At 36.9% G+C, this 26,537-nt stretch carries 27 protein-coding genes; 15 read left to right on the top strand and 12 right to left on the bottom strand.

Going from position 1 to position 26,537, the window contains the following annotated elements; genetic code table 11:
* Positions 1-56 precede the first annotated feature (56 nt).
* The 4 genes from C1631_RS17940 to pepT all read right to left on the bottom strand — a co-directional run bounded on the left by C1631_RS17940 (position 57) and on the right by pepT (position 3,779).
* Complete coding sequence (locus C1631_RS17940; RefSeq protein ID WP_123966729.1) at positions 57-296, bottom strand: hypothetical protein; 240 nt, start codon at positions 294-296, stop codon at positions 57-59.
* Between the two features lie 171 nt (positions 297-467).
* Complete coding sequence (locus C1631_RS17935) at positions 468-1,775, bottom strand: hypothetical protein (protein ID WP_103247100.1); 1,308 nt, start codon at positions 1,773-1,775, stop codon at positions 468-470.
* A gap of 183 nt (positions 1,776-1,958) precedes the next feature.
* Complete coding sequence (locus tag C1631_RS17930; RefSeq protein ID WP_103247099.1) at positions 1,959-2,525, bottom strand: energy transducer TonB; 567 nt, start codon at positions 2,523-2,525, stop codon at positions 1,959-1,961.
* Between the two features lie 6 nt (positions 2,526-2,531).
* Positions 2,532-3,779 (bottom strand): peptidase T, encoded by a 1,248-nt coding sequence (gene pepT, locus C1631_RS17925; protein ID WP_103247114.1) that lies wholly within the window; start codon positions 3,777-3,779, stop codon positions 2,532-2,534.
* Between the two features lie 187 nt (positions 3,780-3,966).
* Here pepT and C1631_RS17920 point away from each other — a divergent pair, with 187 nt between their 5' ends.
* Positions 3,967-4,815, top strand: coding sequence for a hydroxymethylglutaryl-CoA lyase (locus C1631_RS17920; RefSeq protein ID WP_103247098.1), 849 nt, complete (start codon positions 3,967-3,969; stop codon positions 4,813-4,815).
* 107 nt (positions 4,816-4,922) lie between these two features.
* Positions 4,923-5,759 (top strand): sulfurtransferase, encoded by an 837-nt coding sequence (locus tag C1631_RS17915; protein ID WP_103247097.1) that lies wholly within the window; start codon positions 4,923-4,925, stop codon positions 5,757-5,759.
* A 48-nt stretch (positions 5,760-5,807) separates the two neighbouring features.
* On the opposite strand, the gene C1631_RS17910 is transcribed toward C1631_RS17915, so the two are convergent.
* Genes C1631_RS17910 through C1631_RS17895 form a run of 4 tightly spaced genes read right to left on the bottom strand, consistent with a single transcriptional unit; the run spans position 5,808 to position 7,711 of the window.
* On the bottom strand, positions 5,808-6,134 hold the full coding sequence (locus C1631_RS17910) for an SUF system Fe-S cluster assembly protein (RefSeq protein WP_103247096.1): 327 nt from the start codon (positions 6,132-6,134) through the stop codon (positions 5,808-5,810).
* Between the two features lie 3 nt (positions 6,135-6,137).
* Positions 6,138-6,839, bottom strand: coding sequence for a 3'-5' exonuclease (locus tag C1631_RS17905; RefSeq protein WP_103247095.1), 702 nt, complete (start codon positions 6,837-6,839; stop codon positions 6,138-6,140).
* 18 nt (positions 6,840-6,857) lie between these two features.
* Positions 6,858-7,205: a tRNA-binding protein gene (locus C1631_RS17900; RefSeq protein WP_103247094.1), complete on the bottom strand. Its 348-nt coding sequence runs from the start codon at positions 7,203-7,205 to the stop codon at positions 6,858-6,860.
* The gene (locus C1631_RS17895; protein WP_103247093.1) at positions 7,202-7,711 is read right to left on the bottom strand and encodes a hypothetical protein; all 510 of its coding nucleotides are present in this window, start codon (positions 7,709-7,711) and stop codon (positions 7,202-7,204) included. Before C1631_RS17895 ends, C1631_RS17900 begins: the two co-directional genes overlap by 4 nt.
* A 302-nt stretch (positions 7,712-8,013) precedes the next feature.
* Here C1631_RS17895 and C1631_RS17890 point away from each other — a divergent pair, with 302 nt between their 5' ends.
* The 8 genes from C1631_RS17890 (at position 8,014) to C1631_RS17855 (ending at position 15,294) form a co-directional block, all read left to right on the top strand.
* Entirely contained in the window at positions 8,014-8,703 is a 690-nt protein-coding gene (locus C1631_RS17890; protein WP_109713622.1) for a YEATS-associated helix-containing protein, read from the top strand.
* A 21-nt stretch (positions 8,704-8,724) separates the two neighbouring features.
* Positions 8,725-9,153, top strand: coding sequence for a hypothetical protein (locus C1631_RS17885; RefSeq protein WP_109713620.1), 429 nt, complete (start codon positions 8,725-8,727; stop codon positions 9,151-9,153).
* Positions 9,150-10,241, top strand: a complete 1,092-nt coding sequence (locus C1631_RS17880; RefSeq protein WP_103248586.1) for a hypothetical protein — start codon at positions 9,150-9,152, stop codon at positions 10,239-10,241. The genes C1631_RS17885 and C1631_RS17880 overlap by 4 nt, the downstream gene beginning before the upstream one ends.
* 40 nt (positions 10,242-10,281) lie before the next feature.
* Positions 10,282-10,851 carry a hypothetical protein gene (locus C1631_RS17875; RefSeq protein WP_103248587.1) on the top strand — a complete coding sequence of 190 codons (570 nt, stop codon included), beginning with the start codon at positions 10,282-10,284 and terminating at the stop codon, positions 10,849-10,851.
* Positions 10,852-10,927: 76 nt separating this feature from the next.
* On the top strand, positions 10,928-12,391 hold the full coding sequence (locus C1631_RS17870; RefSeq protein WP_103248588.1) for a caspase family protein: 1,464 nt from the start codon (positions 10,928-10,930) through the stop codon (positions 12,389-12,391).
* Positions 12,388-13,932 carry a LytR/AlgR family response regulator transcription factor gene (locus C1631_RS17865; protein ID WP_103248589.1) on the top strand — a complete coding sequence of 515 codons (1,545 nt, stop codon included), beginning with the start codon at positions 12,388-12,390 and terminating at the stop codon, positions 13,930-13,932. Before C1631_RS17870 ends, C1631_RS17865 begins: the two co-directional genes overlap by 4 nt.
* A gap of 23 nt (positions 13,933-13,955) precedes the next feature.
* Positions 13,956-14,294, top strand: coding sequence for a hypothetical protein (locus C1631_RS17860; protein ID WP_103248590.1), 339 nt, complete (start codon positions 13,956-13,958; stop codon positions 14,292-14,294).
* A 130-nt stretch (positions 14,295-14,424) separates the two neighbouring features.
* Positions 14,425-15,294: an ATP-grasp domain-containing protein gene (locus C1631_RS17855; RefSeq protein ID WP_103248591.1), complete on the top strand. Its 870-nt coding sequence runs from the start codon at positions 14,425-14,427 to the stop codon at positions 15,292-15,294.
* Positions 15,295-15,424: 130 nt separating this feature from the next.
* On the opposite strand, the gene C1631_RS17850 is transcribed toward C1631_RS17855, so the two are convergent.
* Positions 15,425-16,249 carry a universal stress protein gene (locus tag C1631_RS17850; RefSeq protein WP_109713618.1) on the bottom strand — a complete coding sequence of 275 codons (825 nt, stop codon included), beginning with the start codon at positions 16,247-16,249 and terminating at the stop codon, positions 15,425-15,427.
* A gap of 230 nt (positions 16,250-16,479) precedes the next feature.
* On the opposite strand from C1631_RS17850, the gene C1631_RS17845 reads away from it, so the two are divergent.
* Positions 16,480-17,598, top strand: coding sequence for a sensor histidine kinase (locus tag C1631_RS17845; protein WP_109713616.1), 1,119 nt, complete (start codon positions 16,480-16,482; stop codon positions 17,596-17,598).
* On the top strand, positions 17,595-18,359 hold the full coding sequence (locus C1631_RS17840) for a LytR/AlgR family response regulator transcription factor (protein WP_109713614.1): 765 nt from the start codon (positions 17,595-17,597) through the stop codon (positions 18,357-18,359). The genes C1631_RS17845 and C1631_RS17840 overlap by 4 nt, the downstream gene beginning before the upstream one ends.
* Before the next feature lie 267 nt (positions 18,360-18,626).
* On the opposite strand, the gene C1631_RS17835 is transcribed toward C1631_RS17840, so the two are convergent.
* A complete protein-coding gene (locus C1631_RS17835) occupies positions 18,627-19,220 on the bottom strand; it encodes a porin family protein (RefSeq protein WP_103248681.1) in 594 nt (197 codons plus the stop codon).
* Between the two features lie 306 nt (positions 19,221-19,526).
* Between C1631_RS17835 and C1631_RS17830 the strand changes: the two genes are divergently transcribed.
* Genes C1631_RS17830 through C1631_RS17820 form a run of 3 tightly spaced genes read left to right on the top strand, consistent with a single transcriptional unit; the run spans position 19,527 to position 25,233 of the window.
* Entirely contained in the window at positions 19,527-20,645 is a 1,119-nt protein-coding gene (locus tag C1631_RS17830; protein ID WP_109713612.1) for an efflux RND transporter periplasmic adaptor subunit, read from the top strand.
* 30 nt (positions 20,646-20,675) lie between these two features.
* On the top strand, positions 20,676-23,831 hold the full coding sequence (locus C1631_RS17825) for an efflux RND transporter permease subunit (RefSeq protein WP_103248682.1): 3,156 nt from the start codon (positions 20,676-20,678) through the stop codon (positions 23,829-23,831).
* Complete coding sequence (locus C1631_RS17820) at positions 23,818-25,233, top strand: efflux transporter outer membrane subunit (RefSeq protein ID WP_109713610.1); 1,416 nt, start codon at positions 23,818-23,820, stop codon at positions 25,231-25,233. The genes C1631_RS17825 and C1631_RS17820 overlap by 14 nt, the downstream gene beginning before the upstream one ends.
* 77 nt (positions 25,234-25,310) lie before the next feature.
* Here the strand turns inward: C1631_RS17820 and C1631_RS17815 are convergent, their stop codons facing one another.
* Both C1631_RS17815 and C1631_RS17810 read right to left on the bottom strand, forming a co-directional pair.
* On the bottom strand, positions 25,311-25,802 hold the full coding sequence (locus C1631_RS17815; protein ID WP_103246859.1) for a cupin domain-containing protein: 492 nt from the start codon (positions 25,800-25,802) through the stop codon (positions 25,311-25,313).
* A gap of 155 nt (positions 25,803-25,957) precedes the next feature.
* Complete coding sequence (locus tag C1631_RS17810; protein WP_103246858.1) at positions 25,958-26,443, bottom strand: hypothetical protein; 486 nt, start codon at positions 26,441-26,443, stop codon at positions 25,958-25,960.
* Positions 26,444-26,537 lie beyond the last annotated feature (94 nt).

Genomic DNA, 26,537 nt, shown 5'->3' with positions numbered 1-26,537 from the left:
TGTTTAGAGATGAAAAAAAAATCGGAAGTTATGCTACTTCCGATTGATTGTTTTTATTAATAAGGTTCTTCCACACAAATAGTTGGAGGGGTACACCCTCCGGTACCTCCACCAGGATTTCCTCCACCTCCAACGGCAATACATTGCCCCGGACTTCCGTCTTCATACATTTCACAAGCTTTTCCCCAGGCACACTGGCAGTCACTTTGGCAATTATAGTGATCTCCGCCCATGTGGCAGGTATCTATTCCGTTACCAAGAATTGTTGAAAGATCCTTTCTCAAAAGTTTTTTCATAGTTTTCATAGTTTAATCTGGTATTAAATGTTATCGTTTAGGATTGTACCTCTTTGTAAATATAATAAAATAGTCTTAATGAATTGTAAATGAATTATATGTAAGGTTGCTTGCCATACAAAAAGAAGCCACTGCTGGAGTGACTTCTTTATAATTCTAAGAGATTTTGTTTTAAAAACTAAAATCCTTTTGATACAATAGGTATTCTTTTTTGAACAAAGGGATGGTGCCTTCATATCGGAAAGGGCTTATTCCAAAACCATAAAACATATCAGCCTGAATTTTGCCTTTTACAGAAAATATTCCTTTTCTTTCAGGAATAAGTGTTAAGCCTAAAGATGAAAGAGCAGAGGCTCTTCCTCTTAATCCTGAATTCGCAATAGGAATAGAAATAAACATCAGTCCCACAGCTCCTTTAGCTTCCAGGCCGGCTTCTGCAGACAGATTGCCTCCTAATCCGGTAATGGCAGGATCTGATTTCTTTTTCAGATTGATATTCAGTGCCGGAGTTTTACTTACCATGAAGTTGGCATTTCCTTCAAGATCCAAAAGCTGTCCCTGGACTTTTCCTGTAGCTTCTACACCCAAAAAAGGACCCGCAGAAAGAGTCGGGCTTAAAATAAGTCCGGTAGGACCCAAAACAATTGGGACGATAGGTATAGACAGGTAATCTGTAGTGCTTGCAGTATATCCCAGACTTCCTACAATGGTTGCTGAACTCTGAAGTTGAATATCATCCATGATAAGGTTAACATAAAAATCAGATAAATGTCCCCAGGAAAAAGTGATATTATAATCAATTTTTGGAGTAAAGCCACCTTTTACATTCACACTGGATGTTCCTGCTGAGGATAAAGGAAAAGAAAATGTTTTATCAAAATCAAAACGGTTAAAAGCAATCAGTTTTTGATTTTGAAGATTTTTGGCTTCAATAGAATAGATTTTACTATTAATTTCTCGTGAAACCATTCCTTCCACAGGAACATAATTGACCATCTTCCCATTAATACTAACAGGGGCTTTATCTGAGGGATCATACACTCCGCTTAATGTTCCACTATAAATAAATTCTTCAAGTTTCGCACTGGAAGTCTGTACTGTAAATCCATTATTAACCTTAGAAACAGATGTAACTTTTGATAAGATGGTACTTATCTGGTCACCTTCTACCTTTGTTCCTACAATAACAGTTCCGGTTGAGATACTGTCCGTTTGAGGAGTGGTACGGCTGAACGTAATGGCTCCTTCATTATGGGCAGATATTGCATCCACTGATTCGTCGTTCAGAATTATAACATTTTTTTGTAAAGTCAGGTTTCCCAGGGTTTTCATAGGAACAGACTCTACCGGTTTTTCAACAGGAGCATCCGCCGGATCATCCTGAGAACAAGACATTAAAAGAAATACACAGAAAATTGCAAAAAAAATAGAGAAATAAAATTTTCTGCTGATTTTGAAGGGGTTAGATTTCATTTTCATAAACAGTGATTTTAAGTTTCTATCTAAGTTAGGTGAATTATTTAAAGCCTACAAAAGAATCAGATTAAATTAATGTCAATAACATAATGATTATCAGCAAGGTTTGTATTTTGTTTTTTAACTGTCTATACTATTCGTGAAATCCTGAAAAGAAAAACCCGCTGTCACAGCGGGTTTTTTGTATTATTTTTTAAAAGTTAATGCTAATGGGATGGAAACTGTAGAGGATACCGGTTTTCCGTTGGCTTCTGCCGGTTTCCAATTGCCTTTTTCTTTAATTCGATAAAAAGCAGCCTCGATGAATGTGTTTACATCTTCATTAATTCCTTTTACATGAGCATCCAGAGGATTTCCTTTAGAATCTACCACAAAACTTAGGGTTGCTTTATAAGAATCAGAAGAAAAGTTTAAGAAAGCAAGATCAACGGCTTCGGATAACAGTTTCTGAAAAGAAGCTTTGCCTTTATCATATTCGGCCTCCTTGGAAATTTTACCTTTAGTCGGAGGATCTACTGCAATCATTTTCTTGTCTTCTGATGAAACCTTATCCAGAGCAGTTTTATAGGAATTTATTTTATCTTCAGTAAGAAGCCATTCCTTCTTAGTTCTTAAATCATTAGGCTTCGGATATTTATTATATAAAGCCGTTTTCTTTCTTTCATAGCGTGAGTCTGCCCGTTGAAATTCAGAAATCTGGGCGCTGCCGAAAACAAAAGTGAGAATACAAGCTAATGCTAAGAACTTTTTCATGACTAATTAAGCTTTTACGATATTAATAATTACCTCTGTAGCTTTCTCCATACTTTCCAGGGCTACATACTCATAAGGTCCGTGGAAATTGATTCCTCCGGCAAAAATATTCGGGCAGGGAAGTCCCATATAAGATAGCTGGGCCCCGTCAGTACCTCCCCTGATTGCTTTGATCTTAGGCTCAATCCCTGCTTCAGTCATTGCTTTTGCTGCAAGATCTACAATATGCATTTTTCCTTCAAACTGCTGCTTCATGTTTCTGTATTGTTCCTTGATCTCCACTTCAGCAGTTCCTGAACCGTGTTTTTGGTTGAACTCTGCTACTTTTTCTTCCATGATTTTCTTTCTTGCTTCAAATTTTTCAGCATCGTGGTCACGGATAATATATTGAAGTTTTGCTTCAGAGATGTCAGCCGTAATGTCCATTAAATGATAGAAACCATCAAACCCTTTCGTTGTAGCGGGGGTCTCATTAGCAGGAAGCATTTGTGCAAATTCCGAAGCTAAAAGAGCTGCGTTGATCATTTTTCCGTAGGCATAGCCAGGGTGTACACTTAAACCGTGAATTTTTACTACAGCTCCTGCAGCATTGAAGTTTTCATATTCAAGTTCACCTACTTCTCCGCCATCCATCGTATAAGCCCATTCAGCACCAAATTTAGCAACATCAAATTTATGCGCTCCTCTTCCGATTTCTTCATCAGGAGTAAACCCTACAGCAATTCTTCCGTGTTTAATTTCAGGATGAGCAATCAGATATTCTGCTGCTGTTACGATTTCTGCACATCCTGCTTTATCGTCAGCACCAAGAAGAGTAGTTCCATCCGTTGTAATTAATGTTTGTCCGATATATTTTTTCAAACTTTCAAACCTTGAAGGAGATAATGTGAATCCCGTTGCCTGATTTAAAAGAAGATCATTTCCGTCGTAGTTTTCCCAAACCTGAGGTTTTACGTTTTCTCCGCTGAAATCAGGTGACGTATCATAGTGGGAAATAAATCCGATAGTGGGCCTGTCATCATTTTCAATGTTGGAAGGAATATATCCCATAATATAGCCGTTTCCATCAATCGAAACATTCTCCAAACCGATATTTTTCAGTTCTTCCGTAATATAATTTGCGATGTCCCACTGACGTGGTGTAGAAGGTGTTGCCTCACTTTCAGCATCACTTGTTGAATATATTCTTACATAACTGAGAAAACGGTTCAGTAATTTGTCTTTCCACATTGGGTTAAATTCTATTGTACTCATCAGATTTATCATAAATTTTAACAAAGTTAGCAAATTTGACGCTCAGAATACATTATTCGCGACTGAATATCAGATATTGAAATTATAAATCAGATATAAAACTTTGAAAATCAAAATAGTGATACATTTACAGACCTCATGTTTAAAATTGTTTAGTTTTATTATATTTGAGAAAATGAAAGTACCAATGTTTCTTACCGAATGTCCCAGAGACGCCATGCAGGGGTGGGGAGAGTTTATCCCTACAGATAAAAAAATTGATTACATCAACTCCTTAATGGATGTGGGATTTGATGTGTTGGATTGTCTGAGTTTTGTTTCTCCAAAAGCAATTCCTCAGATGGCTGATTCTGCTGAAGTGGCTGAAAATATTGATAAATCCCGCTCTAATACAAAAGTTTCTGCCATTATAGGAAATTACAGAGGGGCTGAGAAAGCGTTGAAGCACAAAACCGTGGATATCATTGGGTTTCCTTTCTCTATTTCTGAGACTTTTCAGCATAGAAATACCAACAAAAGCCAGGAAGAGGCCTTTGATGAAATTATAAAGATGCTGGAGCTGGTAAAAAGCGAAGGAAAACAACTGAATATCTATTTTTCAATGGCTTTCGGGAATCCTTATGGTGAAATGTGGAAATGGGAAGATGTGGATCAATGGGCTCAAAGATTTTCAGAAATAGGAGTGAAAGATATTCTACTTTCTGATACCACAGGAGTGGCTACTCCTGAAACGATTGCCCTTTTATTTGAAAAAATTCCTTCAAAATACCCTGAAATCAACTTTGGAGGACATTTTCATAATCGTTATGAAGATTCTTATTCAAAATTGAAAGCGGCTTATGATCAGGGTTGCAGAAGATTTGATAGTGCTATTAAAGGAATAGGTGGATGTCCTATGGCCAAGGATGATCTTGTGGGAAATATGCCTACAGAGCAGGTGATCAATTTTATGAGTGTTGAAAAAGCAGATCATAAACTAAACCTGTTGAACTTTGAAAGTTCTTACAATAAAGCGAAGGATATTTTCCATTTTTAAAAGAAATTAAAGTGTCTCCCAAAGATTTTACTAGTTGAGCAGATTTCTATCTGTGAAGTTTGTTAATCAGCGGGTAACATAATCAATTCAACCAAAAAACAAATACAATGTCTCCAATCATTTCAGCCTCCGAATTAAAAACACTTCCCACAGAAAACCTGATCATTCTTGATGCAAGAACTGGGAAAGATATTCACCAAAACTATTTTGAAAAGCATATCAAGGGTGCAAGGTTCATCGATTTGGATAAAGATCTGGCTGAAATAGGAGAAGATGCTGCTTTTGGAGGCAGGCACCCGCTTCCAGGGGTAGCAAAATTTGCCAAAACACTTGCAGAGCTTGGTATTTCTGAAGACGCTCATATTGTGATCTATGATGATAAAAATGGATCAAACGCCGGAGCAAGAGCCTGGTGGATGCTAAAGTCTTTTGGACTTGAAAATGTACAGGTTTTGGATGGAGGAATGCAAGCTGCAGAAAAAGAAGGGGTGGTTTTCTCATCAGGAGAAGAAGTGTTTGAAAAAGCTTCTTTGATTAAAAAAGAAGAGTGGTCTCTTCCACTTTCAAGCTTAGAAGTTGTTGAAAATGAATTAAAAAACAATTCTTCTACAGTGATTGATGTGAGGGATGCTTACCGATATAGAGGAGAGTCTGAACCCATCGATTTGGTGGCAGGACATATTCCCGGAGCAATCAATATCCCTTTTTCTGAAAATCTTGATGAAAACGGAATGTTCCATAGCCCGGATGTTTTAAAAGTAAAATATGAGAATTTATTGCAAGGTAAACCGGAACATTTGATTATTCACTGTGGCTCGGGAGTAACAGCTTGTCATACCATTTTAGCATTAGCTCATGCCGGATTCCGAATTCCGGATCTTTATGTAGGCTCATGGAGCGAGTGGAGCAGAAGAGAAGGAAAAGAAATTGGAAAAGATATATAAAAAATAAACCTCAGAGATTTCTGAGGTTTTTATATTTTAGAATGTATATTAAAGCATTCCCAATTCAAACTTGGCTTCTTCACTCATCATATCCTTGTTCCAGCTTGGTTCGAAAGTAAGCTCCAAATCAACACTTTTTACATGATCCACTTCTGCAACCTTATCTTTTACCTCTTGGGGAAGAGTTTCAGCAACAGGACAGTTTGGGGTCGTAAGTGTCATTATAATTTTTACATCGGCATCATCGGAGATCTGTACATCATAAATCAGCCCTAGTTCATAGATATCTACCGGAATTTCGGGGTCATATACGGTTTTTAGCACGCTGATGATTTCCTCACCAATGTCAGCAATTTGATCGTCTGTAAATTTCATTTTTTAGTCTAGATTGATATTCCTTTTCAACAAATCTTCCTGACGCATCCGTCGGAAAATATTTGCCAAAGTTAAGACATCTTTTTCACAATAGTCAACAATTCGTTGCAAGTCTTTTTCTATGTAGTAAATTGATGAAACCATTGAGCCGTCAATATCATCCTTTGGAGTAGGGATACCAAAGACATGAGCAAGCAATTCTAAAGATACAAAACTTTTATAATCTCCGAATTTCCATAGTTCCATGGTGTCTATATGGGGAATTTCCCAGGGTTTTTTCCCAAACATCTGAAATGGGGCCGGAGGTTGCATTCCATTGATCAGATAGCGTCTGGCAATCCATGGGAAATCAAATTCTTTTCCATTGTGAGCACAAAGAATCACATTGTAAAGCCTTGGGCTGTTAAAAATCTCTCCAAATTCCTGAAGCATTTTCTTTTCGTCATGCCCGGAAAAGCTTTTTATTTTCAATGTATCATTTTTTTCAACCATTCCGATGGTGATGCAGATGATTTTCCCGAATTCCGCCATAATACCGGCTTTTTCGTAAAATTCTTCTGCTGAGATATCTTCTTTTCTCTGGAATCTTGTTTTTTTGTCCCAAAGATATTGATCGGTTTCAGATAAGTCCTTCCAGGATCCGGATTGTGGAACCGTCTCAATATCAATGAATAAGACTCTTTCTAATGGTATGTTCTGTATCATGAGTGTTTTTTATGTTCTCTATCCTACCTGCATTCCGTTTTTGGTGGGTAATGAAGGGGTTAAAAGCGTGACATCTTTTTTGTCTTCTCCATATAAACCCAACACAAGGCATTCACTAAAAAAATTGGCAATCTGTTTTTTAGGAAAATTAACTACGGCTAAAATCTGCTTTCCTACTAATTCTTCCTTCTTATATAATGAGGTAACCTGTGCGGATGATTTTCTGATGCCCAGATCCCCAAAGTCTATTTCTAACTGATAAGATGGATTTCTTGCTTTTTCAAAGTCATTAACGGAAAGGATGGTTCCGCATCGGATGTCTATTTTCTCAAAATCTGTCCAGGTAATGTCTGGTTTTGTCGTCATGGTAATGGATTAATTAAATGTTCAACTTCTGTTTTCTGTTCTGCATATTTCTTTTGTAACTCTGAGCCTTCGCCCATTCTTTTATAATATTCCAGGGCTTTACCGCCGAAGAATTTTTTATGAAAATCTGATACCTCCGGAATTTGTGGGAAGACTTTATGAAAAAGCATTTCATAATAAGCCTGAAATTCCCTTTCATTTTTATCTTCTATGACCTGACCGGGTGCTTTTTGTTGTACATGAAGCATTTCGTGGGCGATCATATTCAATACAAGATTCAGATCAAAATCAAATAAATTCTTTGGAATCATGACCGTTTGTGGCCCTCCCAATTCTCCTTCAGCAGTGAGAAGCATTGAGGTAGGTGACAGCTCCTGTCTGAATCCAAACCCGGCAAAGTTCTCATGTTCCAGGTTAAAAGAATGAATCAGGTATTTGGCTGCATCCAGAATCTGGTTGTGTTCTTTATAGGCTTCAAGATGTAGATTAACCTGCTCGAAATTCATTTGGAATATGTTTTATAACAAATGTATTAAAATATTGAGAATTACAGAGACAATTTAATGATGACAGGGTTAGATGTGTTCTGATCACTTCATTTTGACCCTTAGATTTCTACATCATACAGTCTCTGTTGGCTTTGTGATGTGAAATACATTAGAAGGAAGAATTGCCGATCATACTATTGAGATCCTAAGGACTGTACCCAATTGTAATCCACGTTGTTTTTCATGTCATTCACGACATTTTTTTGCTAAGGTCCTGATTTATAGTAAAATTTGTATAAGAATTTTAAAAACCAATAACCATGAAAACAACACTTTATATTTTGTGCGACCAAAGCATAAGGATCATTATCATCATTTTTATTTGTGGCCTTATCGGAGGTATCGGAAATACATTCAAGGAGAGATATTGTAACTGGATACTCCTCGTAAAGAATGTTTTATTGGGAATCATTGCAGCGACAACGATTCCTCTTTTTCTGAATCTTGTATCGAGTGATATTTTAAAGAATATCTACGAAGATGAGAATAAACATGCCATCAATTATCTTATATTTTCAGGATTTTGCATTATTGCTGCTTTTTCGTCACTTAACTTTCTGAATACCATTTCCGGCAGGGTATTACAAAGTCTGAAAGAGGAAATCAAAGAACTGAAATCTGATAACGAATCTATCAGGGAAACCAACAAAAGACTGGATAGTAATATTACGGCCATTACCCCTATAAGTAATGATAAACCTTCAGTAGAAAACCGGGATATGGAGAAGTTTAAAGACCCGGGTTATATAGAGATCATAAGTTCCATTCATAATGATGAAAACAGGTTCAAACCCCTCGATGCCGTAAAGAATGAAGTAAATATGGATAATAAGGAAATCGATAAAAAGATTGAAATACTGAAAGAAAATAACCTGGTAAAGGAGGTCATATCCGGAGAAGGAGAAAAAGCAGTTGCACTGACTGAAGGCGCAAAACAAATTCTGGAATAATCACTAAAAACTCATAAAGCTATGGCAACACAAATTTCAACGTATGAAACAGGGAATGCAGAGAATAAAATCTACATTAGTTTCAATTTATCTAATGTAATTAACCTATTCCCACTAAGAACATTTGTCCACCTGGAGTATAAATTGTTAGACGATCAGGACTTGCGTAAAACAACAATTACATCATCCAAGGATACAACAATCGATATTCCTAAAACTTTAATAGGAACGGAGCCGTATCATAAAAAGGGTACGATTGTCATTGAGTCCCATATAGGATATGATAGAGATGATGATTTGAATGACCTTTTGGAATTGCTTCGATTTAAATATAAAATTGAAGGCGGAGCCCAGGGAAATGTTACCTATACTTCTTATGATAAAAAAATAATTATTAAGAGTGATCGAGGGAATAAAGTAATTGTATTAAAAATAATAGATCTGATATGAAAACAATAGTAAATGCGATTTTTATATTTTGCTTTGTACTTATTAAATCGCAATCAGAAACAGACCTGAAAGCAATAAAGGATATTGATAATACCCAATCTGTCAGTATGGCATTGCTGGATAACAGCCCGAGCATTGTTTTTGCCAATTCTTTACCGAAAAAAATAAGTCTGAATACAAGCAATTTATCAAATGTTTCTGTGGAAGTTACCCCTTTTTATTATGCCAATCATGCCTATAAAGGATATGAATTCTTTGGATTAAAAGATACCCTCAACAGCTTTAAGTATACCAGTGGAGGTTTTCATAATCTGAGTAAAGTAACCCTTTCATTGAATGCAATGCCAAAGGATTCTGCAACAACCATTTCTATTGGAGCAAGAACAAATATCCTGACATTATATAATCATTCTCCTCAGAAATTACATGAGCAAATAACAGCGGTGGCTAATGATGATGAAATAACAGCAATGGCTAAGTCAAATCTTTTGAAAAATGGTATAAAGGAACCATCTGTAACGGACAGTAAGTATGAAGAATATATAGTATTACTCGAGAAGGAAAAGGACAAAATAAAAGATGAAATGAAGATTGACGTAAGATTGTCGGATTTTATAAACCAATTAAAGAATCCCATGATTACTCTGGATGTATCAGGTGCTTATAGTACAATAGCTCCCGGTAACAGAATCTCTGATTTCAGGACTGACAGATATGGAGTTTGGTCAACATTTGCCTTTTCACTCAATTTGAATAAGGAATATACCCGCTTCTTTAAAGTATACTTATTTCTTAGATATTTAAAAGACAGTTATATAGAAGAAGATATAATGAAAAGGAGTGAGTTTACTGATTATGGAGTGAAGCTTCAGGGTGTCTTGAGTAAGAATATTTCCGTAGCTTATGAATATGTGAAGAGAAATGGAGATGGCGGAGATTACCGTTCCGTGGGACAAATCCAGTATAAAGTAAATGATGAACTCAGCTTCAGCGGAGGGTTTGGGAAGAATTTTGAAATATCCAATACCAACCTGATGACTTTTTTAGGAATAAGCTGGGGAATCGTCAACAATCCAAAAACCAAATAATACCATGATAACACCATCTATTAACAAGATTCTGTCCGTTATGAATTCCAAAAACTATAGGATTTATGATACCCCAACAGTTGATTGGAATCTCAACATTATCGGGATAAGAAACAAATCATTACAACCTGAAAAATTTGATGATACATTGGTTGTTTTTCATAACTTTATGGGGAACTGGCATATAAGCTATTATCCCATCACCACGGATCCAAGTCTGCATTATTTGAGGAATCCGATCAATGCCAAAGGAACTGCAATCCTGGTGGAAGGGCAATATATGGGAACTCATTGTATAGATAAGCATAGGGGCCAATATGATGCTTTATGTCAAAGATTGGGAAATGTGCGAGTTTACAGGGATGGCGATAAGGATGGAAATCTTGATGTCAATCCTGCCGGAATAGAGACCGGTATGTTCGGGATCAATATCCACAAAGGACCATTGAATGGAAATTGGAACTCTGATAACATTCAATTTTCAGCAGGGTGTCAGGTTTTTGCTGATGCCAGACAATTTCAGGAGTTTATGTTGAAGTGTAAAAATGCAAGAAATGCTTTTGGTAATCAGTTTACCTATACTTTGTTGAACGAAAAAGATTTCGATTAGCTTGTATTGAATCCGGTAAGCATTTGGATTCCAGCTATTCAAAACAAAGAATAAGGAAACTAATAACACACTCAATATGAAAAAAAAATACGTGATCGTAGGGGCCAATGTTGACCTCTACGGAGAATACGAGGAAATCCCGGGAGCTCTTAAGAGTGCTTTGGACTGGAAGGCATTCCTGGATGGGCTAGGCTTTGAGCAAGGGGCTTTTTTATCGGGTAAGGAGGCCGGTCGCGAAAATATACTACCTGCATTGACCAATCTGTTTTCCAACCTTAAAAAAGATGATTTTGCGGCATTCATATACGTTGGTCATGGAAAACAAATAAAGACTGAAGGTAAGAACTATGCTGCTACGGGAGACGAATCTGATGATCTTGATGAAACTTTGATTTGTAACGGAAAGTCAGTCAAGGATGATGATATAAGGGAATTGCTTGAACTTAACAAACAAAAAGCTCCTGTTTTTATTGTAATAGATGCTTGCTATAATGGAGTAGTTGAGAAAAATTTCGAAGCACTGACCCAGTTTTCCGAAAACAATGAGATTGCATTTTCTTCTGCTTCCCAACTGGAAACGGCTTATATGGAAGATTATAATCACTCAAAGCAAGCTGTTTATTCCACTTTTCTGCTGGAAACGTTGATCGAATACCCCAACAAAAACTATAATGATATTTTTGATCTGGCTCGTGGCAGGTTAAAATTTAAAAAATACCCTCAGAATCCACAACTCGCCTTTACAAACTATGAAATATTGAAAAATATTGTTTTCAAATCACCTGTAAATCCTATTATAAGATTTACATCAAGTGAAATAAAGGCAATAGAAAAGGATCTTGGTAAAGGACTAACCGGAATTGAACTTTTTGCAGATGCAAAATTTAAAACAAAATTTTTTCTGAAAGAAAGAGAATTATTCAATGAAATAAACAATAGTAACCATTTAAAACAAATTGATATGTCAACATTAAACTACCCCCACAACATTGATGATGTAGATAACATGGCTCCATTTACACTCGTTTATGATGAGTACGATAAGTTTCAGGTCTGTCATACTAAACTTGGAGAAGACATGAACTTTGTTGTTCTGATCAGGATTTTAGATTCGAAATATGACCCTGACGGGACAATCACGCTTAATGGGTTTGAAATTATTGTAATACATGGCTACTTAAAGGCATCCGAGCAATGGATAGCTTTGGATACGGGAGATGTCTTCAATAATCCTCCTGTAAGTCAGTTCTATTCAAAAAAAGATGAAGAACATCATGGCCCTATCATCAACTTCAAGGTGAGAATAAAGAAGGTAGATAAAATTCCGGAGGACGAAGCCATTCCGGTTTATTACTATTCTCGTCCCGTGAAAATACGAACCAGTATAAGGGAAAAGTTGCACTTTGTTCTGGAAGGAGAGGATATTGAGCTTCAAAAAGGAACCTCCAAAGGGCAAATGTGCCTGGTAGACACCCCTGTAGGAAGGCAATGGGTTACTTATGAAGAGTACTTAAGAATAAAAGGTGGCGGCGGAAGATGAAGTATATAGTCTTTTTTTTGCTGATGCTGTCAATTGATTTGTATGGACAACATTCTGATGACAGACATTATTCTTTAATAGTAAAGGATATCAATAATTATGAGTTCCAAAAAGCAACAGGAAAAATAAGAAACTTAACGAATGATGAAGCCAGAAACCTATTTCAACATGAGGTCGATTATCTGAAGGCAGGCTTGATTTCAAATCAAATTCTGTCTTTGGATAACTCAGGCTTTAACTATTATCTGAAAGGAATTTATTATGCATATTTGGGAGATTACTATTCAAGGGTTTCTAAAAGTTTCAATGAAAAATCGTATCAACTGTACCTGAAGACGTATCAATTAGGTGTTCAGCATCATGATATAAGCTTACAACAGGAGGGGATAAGAAGAATCTTGCATCAGTTTCAGGTGAATGAAATGAATTTTATTCAATTTTCAGAATATTCGGATAAATATTTACAATTAGAAAATGATTTTATCAACAGCTTTTGGGCAAAATATTATTCAGCTTTTAAAAGGTACTATGAAGAAACTGAATTCAAAAGAAAAAGGGGCTTTACCATAAAAAGCTATGATTCATTACTGGTTTATGGAAAGCAAAAACCATTTCTGAAAGGAAGAGCGTATCAATTGATGGGAATCTACTACAATGTTATCAGGAATTATTCTGAATCAAAAAAATGTATGGCCAATGCCAAATCTGAGTATAAAAAATCACCTGATTTTTATTCTCAACTTGCTCTTCATAGGATAGAGTTTAATGAAGGCTTTTATTACCTTGATACCCAGGAACCGGAGAAGGCCGCAGCAATTTTTAAAAGATCAGAGCAATCATCCTATTTTAAAAAAGATATAAAAAGTAATATCCTTATCTCAGATGCTTTATATAAGACCTATTCCAAAATTAAGAATAGCGATAGTGCATTGTATTATTTCAATAGGAGAACAGCATTTGAAGATACTCTGAAGAGAGAGGAGAATGCCCTTGCCATCCATGAAATAGATACCAAATACCAGGTTCAGCAGAAAAATCAAACCATTTCCTATCAAAAAGAATCTTTAAAGACCAATAGGAAATACAGGTTTTTATATTTCATTCTTGCCGTTATGGCTCTTTTGCTGGCACTATATTCTTTGATCCGTTGGAAAAAGGTGGATATGAAAAAACAAAAATTAGCTCAGGAAAAAGAGTCTTTACAAGTGGAACATTCTCAAACCATCTTAGAATTGGAAAAAGTGAAACAACTCATCGTAGAAGATCATATTGTTCTAAAGAATAAAGCTAAGGTTTATATTAATGAGCTTCTTTATATAAAAGCCGAGGATCATTATCTGCAACTCGTCACTTCCAAAAAGAAGGAATTTGTAAGGGGGAAAATCTCCGAAATCATCAAAGAACTGCCTCCAAACTTTGTTCAGGTACATCGTTCCTATATTGTTAATAAAAACTTGATTATTTCCAGTAATGCTAATTTTGCTATTTTAGAAGGCAAAATTGAAATCCCATTGTCCCGGAGTTTTAAAAAAAATATCTGATTTTTAATCCATAAAAATAGACCATGTTGACAGACGAAGAAATGCTGCAAATAGCCGAACGTTTTACAAGATTCTCAGTAAAGGCTCATATCGAGCCCATGATATATTCAGATGATATCATGAAAAAACCTTACGGGAATGTGTATCATTATAATTCAAAAAAATATATTTTGACGGGTGATTTTAATTATTCACTAATAGGTAATGGCCCCTTTTTAGTGGAAAAAGAAACAGGCAGAGTAGTTACATTCGGGACTTCAGGGAGTCTGGAATATCATTTGAAAGACTATGAAAATAATACCCTGATGACATGCTTAACCCGTTATTGGTATCCCGACGACGAACGATTTGATTATAAATAACCTATAATATTCGTTGACGTAAGAATCTGAAGTAATGCAAGTGTACCCTTCCCAATAAAAAAAACTGTGTCTGTGCTTATTCGTACATTCTTCCGAAATTTATCTGAGAAATTATTCAAAAAAACAGAACATGAAAATCACAGTAGTAGGCTACAAAAAAGAAGGGAGGCTTTCACAGGGTGTTGCCAACGATGAAGATACAGAACTGATTCACTTTTTACGCAACAAAGACTTACCTGTTGTTCCCACAATCTGGAATGATGAAACGGTAGACTGGGGTAGTTTTGATGTTGCGGTTATCAAGTCTCCCTGGGATTATCATAACCATCTGACTGAGTTTTGGAGTTGGCTGGATAGGCTTGAAAAACTGGGTGTTAAGGTTTTGAATCCTGCAGAAATTATCAAATGGAACAGTGATAAACATTATCTTAAAGATATTGCTCAAAAAGGACTTCCTGTCATTCCTTCCGGATATATTGAAAAAGGAGGTCGTTTTGATACTGTTTTTTTTGATCATTTCAATACAGATAAACTGGTCATAAAACCGTGTGTCAGTGCAGGAGCACAAAATACAATGACAATTTCCAAAAGTAATGTTACTGAACGACTTGAGGAAGTCAACAACCTTTTGAAAGAACAGGATTTCATCGTACAGCCATTCGTTGAAGAAATTAAAAATGGAGAATGGTCTTTCTTATTCTTTAATGGTAACTACAGCCATTGCGTATTAAAAACTCCTAAACAGGGAGATTTCAGAGTGCAACACTATCATGGTGGAAGCATCAGTTATCTAACTCCTGACCCATTGCACATAGAGCAGGCGGGTGCATATTTAACAAGCTTGCCACAGGCGACATTGTATGCCAGAGTAGATGGTATTTTGATCAATGATTCCTTTCAATTAATGGAACTTGAGTTGATAGAACCTTATCTGTTTCTTAATGGAGATCAACGTGTATTGGAAAATTACTACCAGGCTTTAATCGCTTTGATTTCATAATATCTGTTCAGCTACCAGAATAAAAACAGGACCGGATTTTTTCCGGTCCTGTCAAACAAGATTAAGTGTAAAATTTAGCCTTTTAAGGCAGAAAAGGATAATTCAAATGTTAACAGATTTTTATTGATTCTTAATCTATGTTTAAGGGGATTGATAGTAAGGGAACTTTATTTTTATACGCCATTATAACTGTTTTACTTCGGTGAAACAGTGATTCCAGAAGATTGTATTTATGGGGAACCATGGTGAGCAGATCAGAATTAGTCAATTTCACTTCCTCTTCAATCGCTTTGATCACTTCCGCAGATTGAATCATTTTAAAGCTGTACTTGATGTCATCAAGGTCATATCCGGAATTCAGATCAATATCATGAATGACTTCTGTAAAATCATCCAACCTCTCACTTACATTAAATACTTCAATTTCCGAACTGAATTCATTGATGAAATTATAAATATCATTCATGGCAGACCACGTCATACTTTTATGGGTATCATACGCAAAAAGAATTTTTCGGATGCCGGTATATTCTATATGGTCAGGAACAATCAAAATCGGTTTTTTGATTTTATGAATTGCTATCGTTACGGTATTACCAAGAAGCTTCTCTTCAAGTGTTTTTTCTGCCATACCCATGACAATAAAATCACCATTTGTATTTTGAATACAATGACTAAGCTCTTCAATAAAATTTCCGGATGCCAGATGATGATCGGTATTGATATCATATAATGTACTGAGTTCAGAAGCTTTATCCGAAAGCTTTTTCTGATTCCTGAGAGTTTGTGCATAAAAAAAATCTGCAGAGGCCTGAGCATTTAAGGCATGAATAGAGACACTCTGCAAATTAAAAAGCACTAATTTATATTGGTTATTTTTAGCCATTGATGCAGCATAATGGGTTGCATTTTCTGCCTCATGGGAAAAATCGGTACATACAATTATTGTTTTCATCGCACTGAAATTGATAGGACAAAAATAGAATGAGAGGTTTTTATATCTTAATAAAAAGATGGTGATATCGCGTAAAATGATGATGAAATGTATTTTTCAGCTGATGAAACGTTAGTATTCAGTTGAGCTCTGTTATTTAACGTTTCATGTCCTGTTTTGGCCGTCTCGTATAAAATTGAAGGAAGTCTTATAAAATCTATTTCTATATTTACATTCACAAAATTCCGTAAATGAACAGAATTTCTACCATCAGGAAAAATATAGTACGATATAAAAAGATTTTTTCAGCAATGAAACGCAGATTGGCGATCTGGGCAGTTGCCATTATTACTTTCTGCATCTTTTCTTATCTTATTAATCCCTTTGATCCTGTCTGGCAAAATTATCTGGAAACTCCTCTTAAAATGATTCTTGAAGATGCTCTGTGGGTCTTCTTTTTTTCAGCGATTATTTCAGAGGTAAGTGTCCTTATCGACAAAACGCTTAATAAGCTGCTCCCCTGGAAAGACAGAACTGTGCAGCGATTGTTTCTTCAGGGAATTCTTCAGATTATAGGAAGTGTACTGATGGTAATGATCATTAATTTTATTGTAGAATGTACTTCAGACAGCCTTCCCGAAATGGATTCACGTAAGGAATACACGTTAATGGGACAGTGGATCGCTACCAACATTGTAGTATCATTAACCATAAGCGCATTCAATACCATCGACTATCTGTTGGAAAACTGGAAAAAAACAGCTGTTGAGGCAGCACAACATAAACTGAGGGCCTCTAAGCATAAACAAGCAGCTATGGCGGCAGAATTACAGGCATTAAAGCTGCAGATAGACCCTCATTTTATCTTTAATAATTTAAGCGTTCTTTCGGAGCTTATCCTGGAAGATCAGCAACTTGGCTATGAGTATTCGGAAAAGTTTGCGAGAGTGTATCGCTATCTGCTGGTCAACTCCAAAAAAGATATTATTGCTGTTGAAGAAGAACTTAAATTTTTAGAATCCTATATTTTTCTGATTGAAAAAAGAATTGGAGAAGGAGTTGTATTTAAAATTAATATCACGGAAGAGTGCCGAAGTATGTATACCCTTCCGCTCTCTCTGCAATTGCTGGTTGAAAATGCCATTAAACACAATCAAACCTCAAAATCAAATCCTTTGGAAATAGAAGTTTATACGACTTCGGATAAAGAACTGGTGGTTTCCAATACTTTTTTGCCGTTGATTAATAAACCGGATTCCTCAGGAGTGGGGTTGACCAATATTATTGCAAGATATGAGATTCTGGGGTATACAAAACCAATTATAGAAAAAACTGAAAATAAATTTATTGTAAAACTTCCGTTGATATGAAGATAAATAAAATTTTAATAGTCGAAGATGAAAAACCCAATGCAGACAGGCTTAAGAGGCTTTTATTGAAACTAAGACCTCATCTCGAAATATTATCTGTAGAAGACTCAATCACCTCAACTGTACATTGGCTGGAGAACAATGTGGTACCTGATATCATTATGATGGATGTTCGGCTGGCGGACGGATTGAGCTTCGAAATATTTAATAAACACGAAATCAAAAGTGCTGTGATTTTTACTACTGCTTATGATGAATATGCAGTGCAGGCTTTTAAATACAATAGCATCGATTACTTATTAAAACCAATAGAAGAGGAAGAACTTGACGCCGCTCTTAAACGCTATGAAACTTTTATGGAATCTGTTCCGGTGGTAGGATCTGCCATTGAAGGATTACTCAACTACCTTCAACCTAAAGATTACAGGAAACGATTTCTGATCCCTCACAGAGACGGATATAAAACCGTTTTATCTGAAGATATTCTCTATTTTTATACGGAATTGGGAATGAGTAAAGCCATGCTGAACAGTGGAATTATTGAAAATATCCCTCAAACTCTGGAAGAGCTGGAAAAGCAACTTGATCCAAAAATTTTTTTTCGCGCCAACAGGCAATTCATCATTCACATTGATTCCGTAAAACAGGTTTTTAACCACTTTAACGGGAAACTTAAGCTCGAGCTTAGAAAACAACCTGATATGGAAGTAATTGTAAGCCGCGAAAAAGCATCTGTCTTCAAATCATGGATGGATTATTAATAAATAAATAATATAAAATGGAACAGGATTGCTTTAGCGTAAGGCAATCTTTTTTGTGGGTACTCTTCTTGAATTAATAATAAAAATCCCTTCACGAAATACTCATAAAGGGATTGGGGTATAAAGAAGCAGCTGTGCCTTACTTTGGACATCTTAGTTTACTTAAGAGAAAATCGGAGCTTTTTTAAAACTTATTGGTCCTTATTGTGTAAAGTTTGTCACTTAAAAATAGCTTGAGGGGTCTTTTGTGGTTCAATTAAAAAAGATTTACAAAGGGATCGCATACCCTAAAGAAATCGCAAAACCCCTGTTTTTTACATTCACTCCTTTTTCATCAGAGATATTGGTCAGTCCCAGATTATATCTTCCATCTACAATCACCTTGCCGGGACCTGCAGGAATGGCTACTCCGGCCCCCATCTGCAATCCGAAATCTACAGTTTTTGTTTTTCCATATGCTGCTTTTATTTTGTCATTTTTCCCCATAAGAAAGCCAATGGAGGGTCCTGCATTTACATATAAAGGGCCAAAGCTGTATTTTGCCAATACCGGAATTTCTATGTAATTGAAGTTATAAGTCTGGTTTCCGAAATTGTTTTTAATCTTTGCTCCTTTGCTGATAAAGTTAACCTCAGGCTGGATAGAAAAATTGCTCAATCCGGTCTGGATATTAACACCTAATCCAGCCTGAAAAGATGTTTTGGATTTCTCGCCATCCAGATTTTTAACAGATTGTGTGGCAATGTTGATTCCTGCTTTAGGAATCAGTTCTATACCTGAATCTTTTGTCTTCTCCTTAGTTTGCTGAGCCTGTACTCCCAATCCTAATACTACTGCTGTGATTGCTAAAAACTTTTTCATTGGATAAAAATTTAAATTATTGACTTATTTTTTGATTGATTAATACTGCGAAATTAGGCCGGGAATTTTTTGGGGGGAAGGGTTTTAAAAGCGAACCGTAGAAATTGAAATGCCAACCGTCTTTTTGAAATCTTAAAATGAAAAAGGCTCTGTTTTACTTGTTCAAACCGCCTGACTGACCGCTTTTCTTTTCATTTTTGGTATCATACGCTTCATCTGCCATTAACTACGTTTCACCCGATTTCTAAATCAATATCCTTATTATATGAACTTATTTTGCTCCTGTAAAATTTAAAATCAAATGTTATGAATTACAGAAAAGGATATCTGGCCCTTCCCCTTATCGCAGCAGCAATATTGTATTCCTGCGGTTCAGGAAATGCTCAGGAAAATTCCCAACAGGTACCGGCATTGCCGACAGATTTTATTCAGGTGAAGTCAGGAGATGAAGACGTTTCCACCGGTTACCCGGGAAGCATAGAAGGACAGGATAATGTAGAAATAAAAGCTCAGATTACAGGATATCTTGAAGCCGTTTATATTAAAGAAGGACAATATGTTAACAAAGGGCAGACATTGTTTAGAATTAACCCATCTGTGTACAATGAACAGGTTAATACTAATCAGGCGGCCTTAAAAGCCGCTGTGGCTGCTCAGGAAACAGCAAGACTGGAAGTTGAAAAATTAAAACCGCTTGTAGAAGGAAAAGTAGTTTCAGATATGCAGCTGAAAACAGCACAGGCCAATTTTAAAGCAGCTTCAGCACAGGTAGCACAGGCACAATCATCATTAGGTTCTTCAAAGATCAATGCTAATTTTGCTTATATCAAAGCTCCGGTAAGCGGATATATCGGAAGAATTCCGAACAGAATTGGTAACCTGATTAGTCCTTCTGATACAACTCCATTGACGACACTTTCAAACATCAATACGGTAAATGTTTATTTTTCTATGAATGAAGCTGATTTTATTGCTCATAGCAGAGCCACAGCATCAGGAAATACCACAGGAGATGTAGACCTTATTCTGGCGGATGGTTCCATGTATTCATTGAAAGGAAAACTGGAAAGCGCCAGTGGAAACTTCGACAGAACTACCGGAAGTATCCAGATGAAAGCTGTTTTCCAGAATCCGGATAAACTCCTGAGATCGGGAGGGACAGGAAGAGTGATGATTCACAATAACCTGGACGGAGTTGTAAAGCTGCCAAAAACTTCAGTGAAAGATATCCAGGATAAATATTTTGTCTATAAACTGGAAGGGAAGGATAAAGTGAAAATGACCCAGATTAAAGTTTCAGGAAGTACTTCCCAGGATTACTTTATCAAGGAAGGGGTGAATGCAGGAGATAAAATTGCCATCAACAGAATTGATGCTCTTACAGATGGGGCCCAGGTCGTTGCTAAAGTGGCTCCTTCAAAATAATTTTAATAATCATTCTTAGATCATTCGAAAATGTTAAAAAAGATAATAGACCGTCCTGTACTGGCAACAGTAATATCCCTTATCATTGTGATTTTAGGGATCATAGGACTTAACCAGCTTGCAGTGACCCGATTTCCGGATATTTCACCACCTACGATTACCGTTTCAGGATCTTATCCCGGAGGTAACAGTGAAACGGTGATACGATCGGTAGTAACGCCGCTGGAAGAACAGATCAACGGGGTGGAAGACATGAGCTACATGAAATCCACCGCCAGTAATGACGGAACCTTTACCATTTCTGTCATATTCAAACAAGGCGTAAATGCTGACCAGGCAGCAGTAAATGTACAAAACAGAGTACAGCAGGCCACTCCCATACTTCCTCAGGAAGTAATAAGAATGGGGTTAACGACCTCTAAACAGCAGAACAGTATGGTATTGATCTTCAATATCTATACAGAGGATAATAAACAATATGATGAAAAATTCCTTCAGAACTATGCCAGTATCAACCTTATCCCACAAATCAAAAGGGTAAAAGGAGTAGGACAGGCACAGATTTTCGGGATTAAAGATTATTCCATGAGAATCTGGTTGAATCCACAGAAAATGTCATTATATGGTCTTGTTCCGGCTGATGTTTCCAATGCAATTGCAGATCACAGTTTGGAATCGGCTCCCGGTAAACTGGGCGAAGAATCTGATGCAGCTCTGGAATATGTAATCCGCTATAAAGGAAAAAAGAACACACCGGAACAGTATGAAAATATGATCGTCAAAAATGATGGAACCAATGTGATCAGGCTGAAAGATGTAGCCCGTGTAGAGTTTGGATCCATCAATAATAGTGGAGATAACCTTTCCAACGGGAAGAATGCTGTTACTGTCGCAATTATGCAGACCACAGGATCCAACGCGAATGAAATTGAAATAGGAGTTAATAAAGCGATCGATCAACTGGCAAAATCATTTCCTCCCGGTATAAAGTATACCAAGGTAATGAGTACTAAAGAAAGATTGGATGAAGCGACAGGCCAGGTGAAATCTACTTTGATAGAAGCGTTTATTCTTGTATTCATTGTCGTATTCATTTTCTTACAGGATTTCAGGTCTACTATTATTCCTGCAATTGCAGTTCCTGTGGCGATTATCGGTACATTCTTTTTCCTGCTGGTATTAGGATTTACCATCAATGTATTGACACTTTTTGCCCTTGTATTGGCCATCGGTATTGTCGTCGATGACGCGATCGTCGTTGTGGAAGCGGTGCACAGTAATATGGAAGGAACAACCCTTTCGGGAAGAGATGCCACTCACAAAGCGATGGGGGAAATTACCGGGGCCGTAATCTCTATTACGCTAGTCATGTCTGCCGTATTTATTCCAATCGGATTTATGTCAGGATCTGCTGGACTTTTCTATAAGCAGTTTGCCTATACACTAGCAATTGCTATTATCATCTCAGCAGTAAACGCATTGACACTGACGCCAGCTTTGTGTGCAGTATTTTTGAAAAACCATCATGCAGAAGGAGAAAAACCAAAAGGTTTCGGGCAACGATTTGCAATAGCGTTTAATGCAGGGTTTAACAATATGACGAACCGCTATGCAAAAGGAGTGAGGTTCCTGATTGGACGTAAATGGATTGCAGGAGGATTAATAGCTGGAATCATCGGACTATCCGCCTGGTTAATGATGAGTACCCCTAAGAGTTTTGTCCCAATGGAAGATGATGGATTCTTTATTTATTCATTGAGCATGCCACCTGGAACAGGATTGACAAAAACGACAGAGGTATCCAATAAAATCAATACGATTTTAAAAGGGGTAGAGGCTATTCAGGAAAATACATCCATTACAGGATTTAACCTGTTAAGTAATAGTGCCGGACCTGCCTATGCAATGGGATTTGTGAAATTAAAACCTAAAAAAGAAAGAGGTGCAGTTCAGGATATTGATGAGATCATGAATATTGTGAATGGAAAACTGGCTGAAATTAAAGAGGGAAGCGTGATAAGCTTCAGAATGCCTCCCGTGGAAGGATATGGAGTGACCAGTGGCTCAGAGATCGTATTACAGGATCGTATGAGTAGAGATCCACAGTCTTTGAAAGCAAAGGCTGATGACCTGATCGGACAATTGATGCAGGTTCCTGAAGTAGCATATGCTTACACGATGTTTAGAGCAGATTATCCTCAGCTGGAACTTGAAGTAAATGAAGACAAAGCGAAACAGCTTGGAGTAAGTGTTGCCCAACTCTTAGGAACAGTACAGACTTATTTCTCAGGTGATCAGTCTCAGAACTTTTCCAGATTCGGAAAGTTCTACAGAGTGAATATTAAAGCTGATGGTGTTTTCAGAATGGATGAACAAGCCTTCAATGATATTTTTGTCAAAAATGACAAGGGAGAAATGGTTCCAGTAAATACTTTGATCACGTTGAAAAAAGTATACGGTCCGGAATCCGTTCAACGATATAATCTGTATAACTCGCTTAACATTAATGTGGTGCCAAAGCCGGGAGTAAGTAACGGAGCCTTGATGGATAAAATGGAGCAGACCTTAAGTAAATTACCCTCCGATTACAGCTATGAATGGACAGGATTAAGTTTAGAGGAAAAGTCAGCAGGAAATCAGACTGTTGTAATCCTTGGATTATGTTTGCTTTTCGTTTACCTGCTTCTGTCGGCACAGTATGAAAGTTATATTCTTCCTTTGGCAGTAATGCTTTCCATTCCTACAGGAGTATTAGGAGCATTCTTAGGAATAAAAGCGATCGGATTTGATAATAATATTTATGTACAGGTAGGATTGATTATGTTGATCGGATTGCTGGCGAAAAATGCCATTCTTATTGTGGAATTTGCTGTACAACGTAGGAAAGCAGGGCTCTCAATTCTTGACTCTGCACTGGAAGGAGCAAAAGCCAGATTACGTCCGATTATCATGACCTCACTGGCATTCATTGTAGGGATGATCCCCTTGATGATCTCAACAGGAGGAATGGCTTCAGGAAATAAATCGATCAGTGTAAGTGCTGCGATCGGTATGTTGAGTGGAGTTATTCTGGGAGTATTTGTAATCCCTGTATTATACATGTTCTTCCAGTATCTGGATGAGAAATTTTCATCCAAAAAGAAGTATCCTGTAATCCAAAATCAATTGACAAATGAGACTATTTAATATAAAGAATTTCCTTATTTCAGGCGCAATGGCATCATTACTGATGTCTTGCGCTGTAGGAAAAAAATATACAAGAACTGACCTTCAGATTCCTGAAACATACAAAGAATCTGTACAGGTAACAGGAGATACGGTAGTGCTCCCATGGAAAACATTCTTCAAAGACCCTAAACTGGTCATGTTAATAGATAAAGCCCTCACCAGAAATAACGAGGTGAATATTGCCCTGAAGAATATAGAACAACTGGATCTGATTTATAAACAGGCCAAGTTGTCTCTTATGCCGACTTTGGATTTCAGTGCAGGAGCAAACAGAAGCTGGGCGTCTAAGAACAGTCTTAACGGATCTCTTAATGAACAGTTTTTAGGAACGAAATATATTGATGATTTCAACGCAACTCTAAGACTATCCTGGGAAGTTGATATCTGGGGAAAAGCTAAAATGCAGAAAGAATCAGCTGCTGCAGAATATTTTGCCCAGAAAGAAAACTTAAATGCAATCAAAAGCCGTATTATAGTTCAGGTAGCACAGGCTTATTATAACCTGATCAGTCTGGATGAGCAAATGAAAATAGCTGAACAAAACATTGAATTGAGTGATAATACACTTAAAATGATGAACCTTCAGTTTACCGCAGGACAAATCAATTCATTGGCTGTTCAGCAATCAGAGGCTCAGAAAAAGACAGCTCAGTTATTGATTCCGTTGGCAAAACAAAATATTTCCATTCAGGAAAATGCATTGAGTATCCTTTGTGGAGAATATCCAACAAAGATTGAAAGAGAAGGTAATTTGAAAAATATGATTCCTGAAAATAAATTATCAGAAGGTCTTCCTGCACAGTTGCTGAGCCGAAGACCTGATCTGAAAGTAGCGGAATTCAATGTGATCAGTCTGAATGCAAAAACAGGTTTGGCAAAAGCTGCAATGTATCCAAGTATCAGCCTGAGCCCGCAAATTGGAGTCAATTCCAATAAGTTCAATAGCTGGTTTGATATCCCGGGTTCTATTACCAAAGCCATAGCCGCCAATCTGGCAGCCCCTATTTTTCAGAAGAAACAGCTGAAGACAGGATATGAAACGGCATTAATAGAACAGGAGAAAGCTGCGATCAATTTTAAGCAGTCAGTTATGACAGCTGTTGGTGAAGTTTCTGATGCCATGGCAAAATCTACAGGTTCTTCTGAGAGATTAAAGCTTTTGGATCAAAGAACGGCTATTCTGGATAAAGGAATAAATGATGCACTAAAACTTTATAAAAGCGGTATGGCCACTTATTTGGAGGTGATTACAGCACAGAATAACAAACTACAGAATGATCTTGAATCTATCAATGTTACCCTTGAAAGATTAAATGCTGAGGTTGATTTGTACAGGGCGCTTGGAGGTGGTGTACAATAAGTAGATACATGGTCAATAGAAAAAAGGAAGCTGGATATAGCTTCCTTTTTCATTTTCAGGTGCCGTTAAATTCTGTCTTATTCCAGGTAATCAGGTGGGTAGGTGGTCATGCCGTATCTTTTATCAATCTCTTTTAAAAAAGCGATTCTTTCCGGAGTCGGAGGAGCAACAGGTAAAAACTCACCTGGCCTTACGGCGGTTCCCGCTTCTCTGAACACCTGTTCCAGACCAGCAGGAACTACCGTGCAAAGCATACGGGCATATTGATCTGAAATATTTTTAAAACAATGTATCCCACCTTTAAAAGGAATATTTACAAAGCCTCCTTTTTTAACAATGCTTTTGCCCTGTTCAGTTTTAAACTCCAGTTCCCCCTCAACAAGGTAGAACATTTCCTGAATCTCAGGATGAGAATGTGGAAGAGGTCCACCACCCGGAGGAACAAGCATTTCTATAACGGCATATGCATTATTGTTTTGATCTCCGGAAACAACGATCCGATAATTCCCTCCTGCTATACCTAGTGTTTCACCCTGGTCATTGCTGATGATTTGAATGTTATTTTTCATATTGTGGTTTTTAGTGAGCTATTTTAAACTGATAGTAAAAAATCCAATCGTTTTAAAAATACAATTTTTTATTTGGGCATAGGCTGTCCAAATAAAAAAGCTATCTCAGATTTGAGACAGCCTTACCACGAATTAAAATATCTGATATGATTACCCTATTTTGCCTGATATGAGTAATCTTTAATAAAGATTTGATCAGCTGCTATTGATTTGGTTTCATTGGTTTCAACTTTTCCGTTGACTTCTGCCTTATAGCTGATAGAAACCGGAGCGCCATCTAAATTGGACACACTAACATTCAAGCTGGAAAAATTAAACTGTTTCACAGATTCAAACACATACGTTTTAGTGTTGCCTGTAAAGTTTCCGACTGCCAGTTGAATATGATCTTCGTTTCCTTGAATAGCTCCATTCATTTTCCATACAGGATTTCCATACTGACTGGCATCGTGATTTCCGGCTCCCACAACAAAATCAACCTGATCGTTAGAATCCGCTCCGTTTACGGTAATCGTAAATTTCATACTTGCCTTTGCATCCCCCGGATCATCTCCATCTTTACTGCAGGCAGTGATCGTTGTTCCTATAATTGCCAGTATAAAAAAAGCCGAAATAATTTTTTTTGCTCCTTGCATTTTCATAACAAAATAATATTTTGAGTTGTATTATTTGCAAATCTACCGCAAGAAGGATAGTCAGGACAATACATGGAAATAGTGCTTTTTTTATACCTGT

The sequence above is a fragment of the Chryseobacterium phosphatilyticum genome (genome assembly GCF_002899825.2).
Classification (GTDB): domain Bacteria; phylum Bacteroidota; class Bacteroidia; order Flavobacteriales; family Weeksellaceae; genus Chryseobacterium; species Chryseobacterium phosphatilyticum.
Note: the sequence above shows the minus strand (reverse complement) of the source record. Positions and strands in the feature narration are given on the sequence as shown.

Excerpts from the sequence above, each read along its gene's own strand:
- C1631_RS17865 (WP_103248589.1), top strand. The coding sequence starts at position 12,388 with ATGAAGTATATAGTCTTTTTTTTGCTGATGCTGTCAATTGATTTGTAT.
- C1631_RS17895 (WP_103247093.1), bottom strand. The coding sequence starts at position 7,711 with ATGAATTTCGAGCAGGTTAATCTACATCTTGAAGCCTATAAAGAACAC.
- C1631_RS17845 (WP_109713616.1), top strand. The coding sequence starts at position 16,480 with ATGAACAGAATTTCTACCATCAGGAAAAATATAGTACGATATAAAAAG.
- C1631_RS17900 (WP_103247094.1), bottom strand. The coding sequence starts at position 7,205 with ATGACGACAAAACCAGACATTACCTGGACAGATTTTGAGAAAATAGAC.
- C1631_RS17930 (WP_103247099.1), bottom strand. The coding sequence starts at position 2,525 with ATGAAAAAGTTCTTAGCATTAGCTTGTATTCTCACTTTTGTTTTCGGC.
- C1631_RS17935 (WP_103247100.1), bottom strand. The coding sequence starts at position 1,775 with ATGAAAATGAAATCTAACCCCTTCAAAATCAGCAGAAAATTTTATTTC.
- C1631_RS17920 (WP_103247098.1), top strand. The coding sequence starts at position 3,967 with ATGTTTCTTACCGAATGTCCCAGAGACGCCATGCAGGGGTGGGGAGAG.
- C1631_RS17850 (WP_109713618.1), bottom strand. The coding sequence starts at position 16,249 with ATGAAAACAATAATTGTATGTACCGATTTTTCCCATGAGGCAGAAAAT.
- C1631_RS17885 (WP_109713620.1), top strand. The coding sequence starts at position 8,725 with ATGGCAACACAAATTTCAACGTATGAAACAGGGAATGCAGAGAATAAA.
- pepT (WP_103247114.1), bottom strand. The coding sequence starts at position 3,779 with ATGAGTACAATAGAATTTAACCCAATGTGGAAAGACAAATTACTGAAC.
- C1631_RS17830 (WP_109713612.1), top strand. The coding sequence starts at position 19,527 with ATGAATTACAGAAAAGGATATCTGGCCCTTCCCCTTATCGCAGCAGCA.
- C1631_RS17820 (WP_109713610.1), top strand. The coding sequence starts at position 23,818 with ATGAGACTATTTAATATAAAGAATTTCCTTATTTCAGGCGCAATGGCA.
- C1631_RS17875 (WP_103248587.1), top strand. The coding sequence starts at position 10,282 with ATGAATTCCAAAAACTATAGGATTTATGATACCCCAACAGTTGATTGG.
- C1631_RS17860 (WP_103248590.1), top strand. The coding sequence starts at position 13,956 with ATGTTGACAGACGAAGAAATGCTGCAAATAGCCGAACGTTTTACAAGA.
- C1631_RS17890 (WP_109713622.1), top strand. The coding sequence starts at position 8,014 with ATGAAAACAACACTTTATATTTTGTGCGACCAAAGCATAAGGATCATT.
- C1631_RS17840 (WP_109713614.1), top strand. The coding sequence starts at position 17,595 with ATGAAGATAAATAAAATTTTAATAGTCGAAGATGAAAAACCCAATGCA.
- C1631_RS17880 (WP_103248586.1), top strand. The coding sequence starts at position 9,150 with ATGAAAACAATAGTAAATGCGATTTTTATATTTTGCTTTGTACTTATT.
- C1631_RS17915 (WP_103247097.1), top strand. The coding sequence starts at position 4,923 with ATGTCTCCAATCATTTCAGCCTCCGAATTAAAAACACTTCCCACAGAA.
- C1631_RS17905 (WP_103247095.1), bottom strand. The coding sequence starts at position 6,839 with ATGATACAGAACATACCATTAGAAAGAGTCTTATTCATTGATATTGAG.
- C1631_RS17910 (WP_103247096.1), bottom strand. The coding sequence starts at position 6,134 with ATGAAATTTACAGACGATCAAATTGCTGACATTGGTGAGGAAATCATC.
- C1631_RS17810 (WP_103246858.1), bottom strand. The coding sequence starts at position 26,443 with ATGAAAATGCAAGGAGCAAAAAAAATTATTTCGGCTTTTTTTATACTG.
- C1631_RS17815 (WP_103246859.1), bottom strand. The coding sequence starts at position 25,802 with ATGAAAAATAACATTCAAATCATCAGCAATGACCAGGGTGAAACACTA.
- C1631_RS17870 (WP_103248588.1), top strand. The coding sequence starts at position 10,928 with ATGAAAAAAAAATACGTGATCGTAGGGGCCAATGTTGACCTCTACGGA.
- C1631_RS17940 (WP_123966729.1), bottom strand. The coding sequence starts at position 296 with ATGAAAAAACTTTTGAGAAAGGATCTTTCAACAATTCTTGGTAACGGA.
- C1631_RS17825 (WP_103248682.1), top strand. The coding sequence starts at position 20,676 with ATGTTAAAAAAGATAATAGACCGTCCTGTACTGGCAACAGTAATATCC.
- C1631_RS17855 (WP_103248591.1), top strand. The coding sequence starts at position 14,425 with ATGAAAATCACAGTAGTAGGCTACAAAAAAGAAGGGAGGCTTTCACAG.
- C1631_RS17835 (WP_103248681.1), bottom strand. The coding sequence starts at position 19,220 with ATGAAAAAGTTTTTAGCAATCACAGCAGTAGTATTAGGATTGGGAGTA.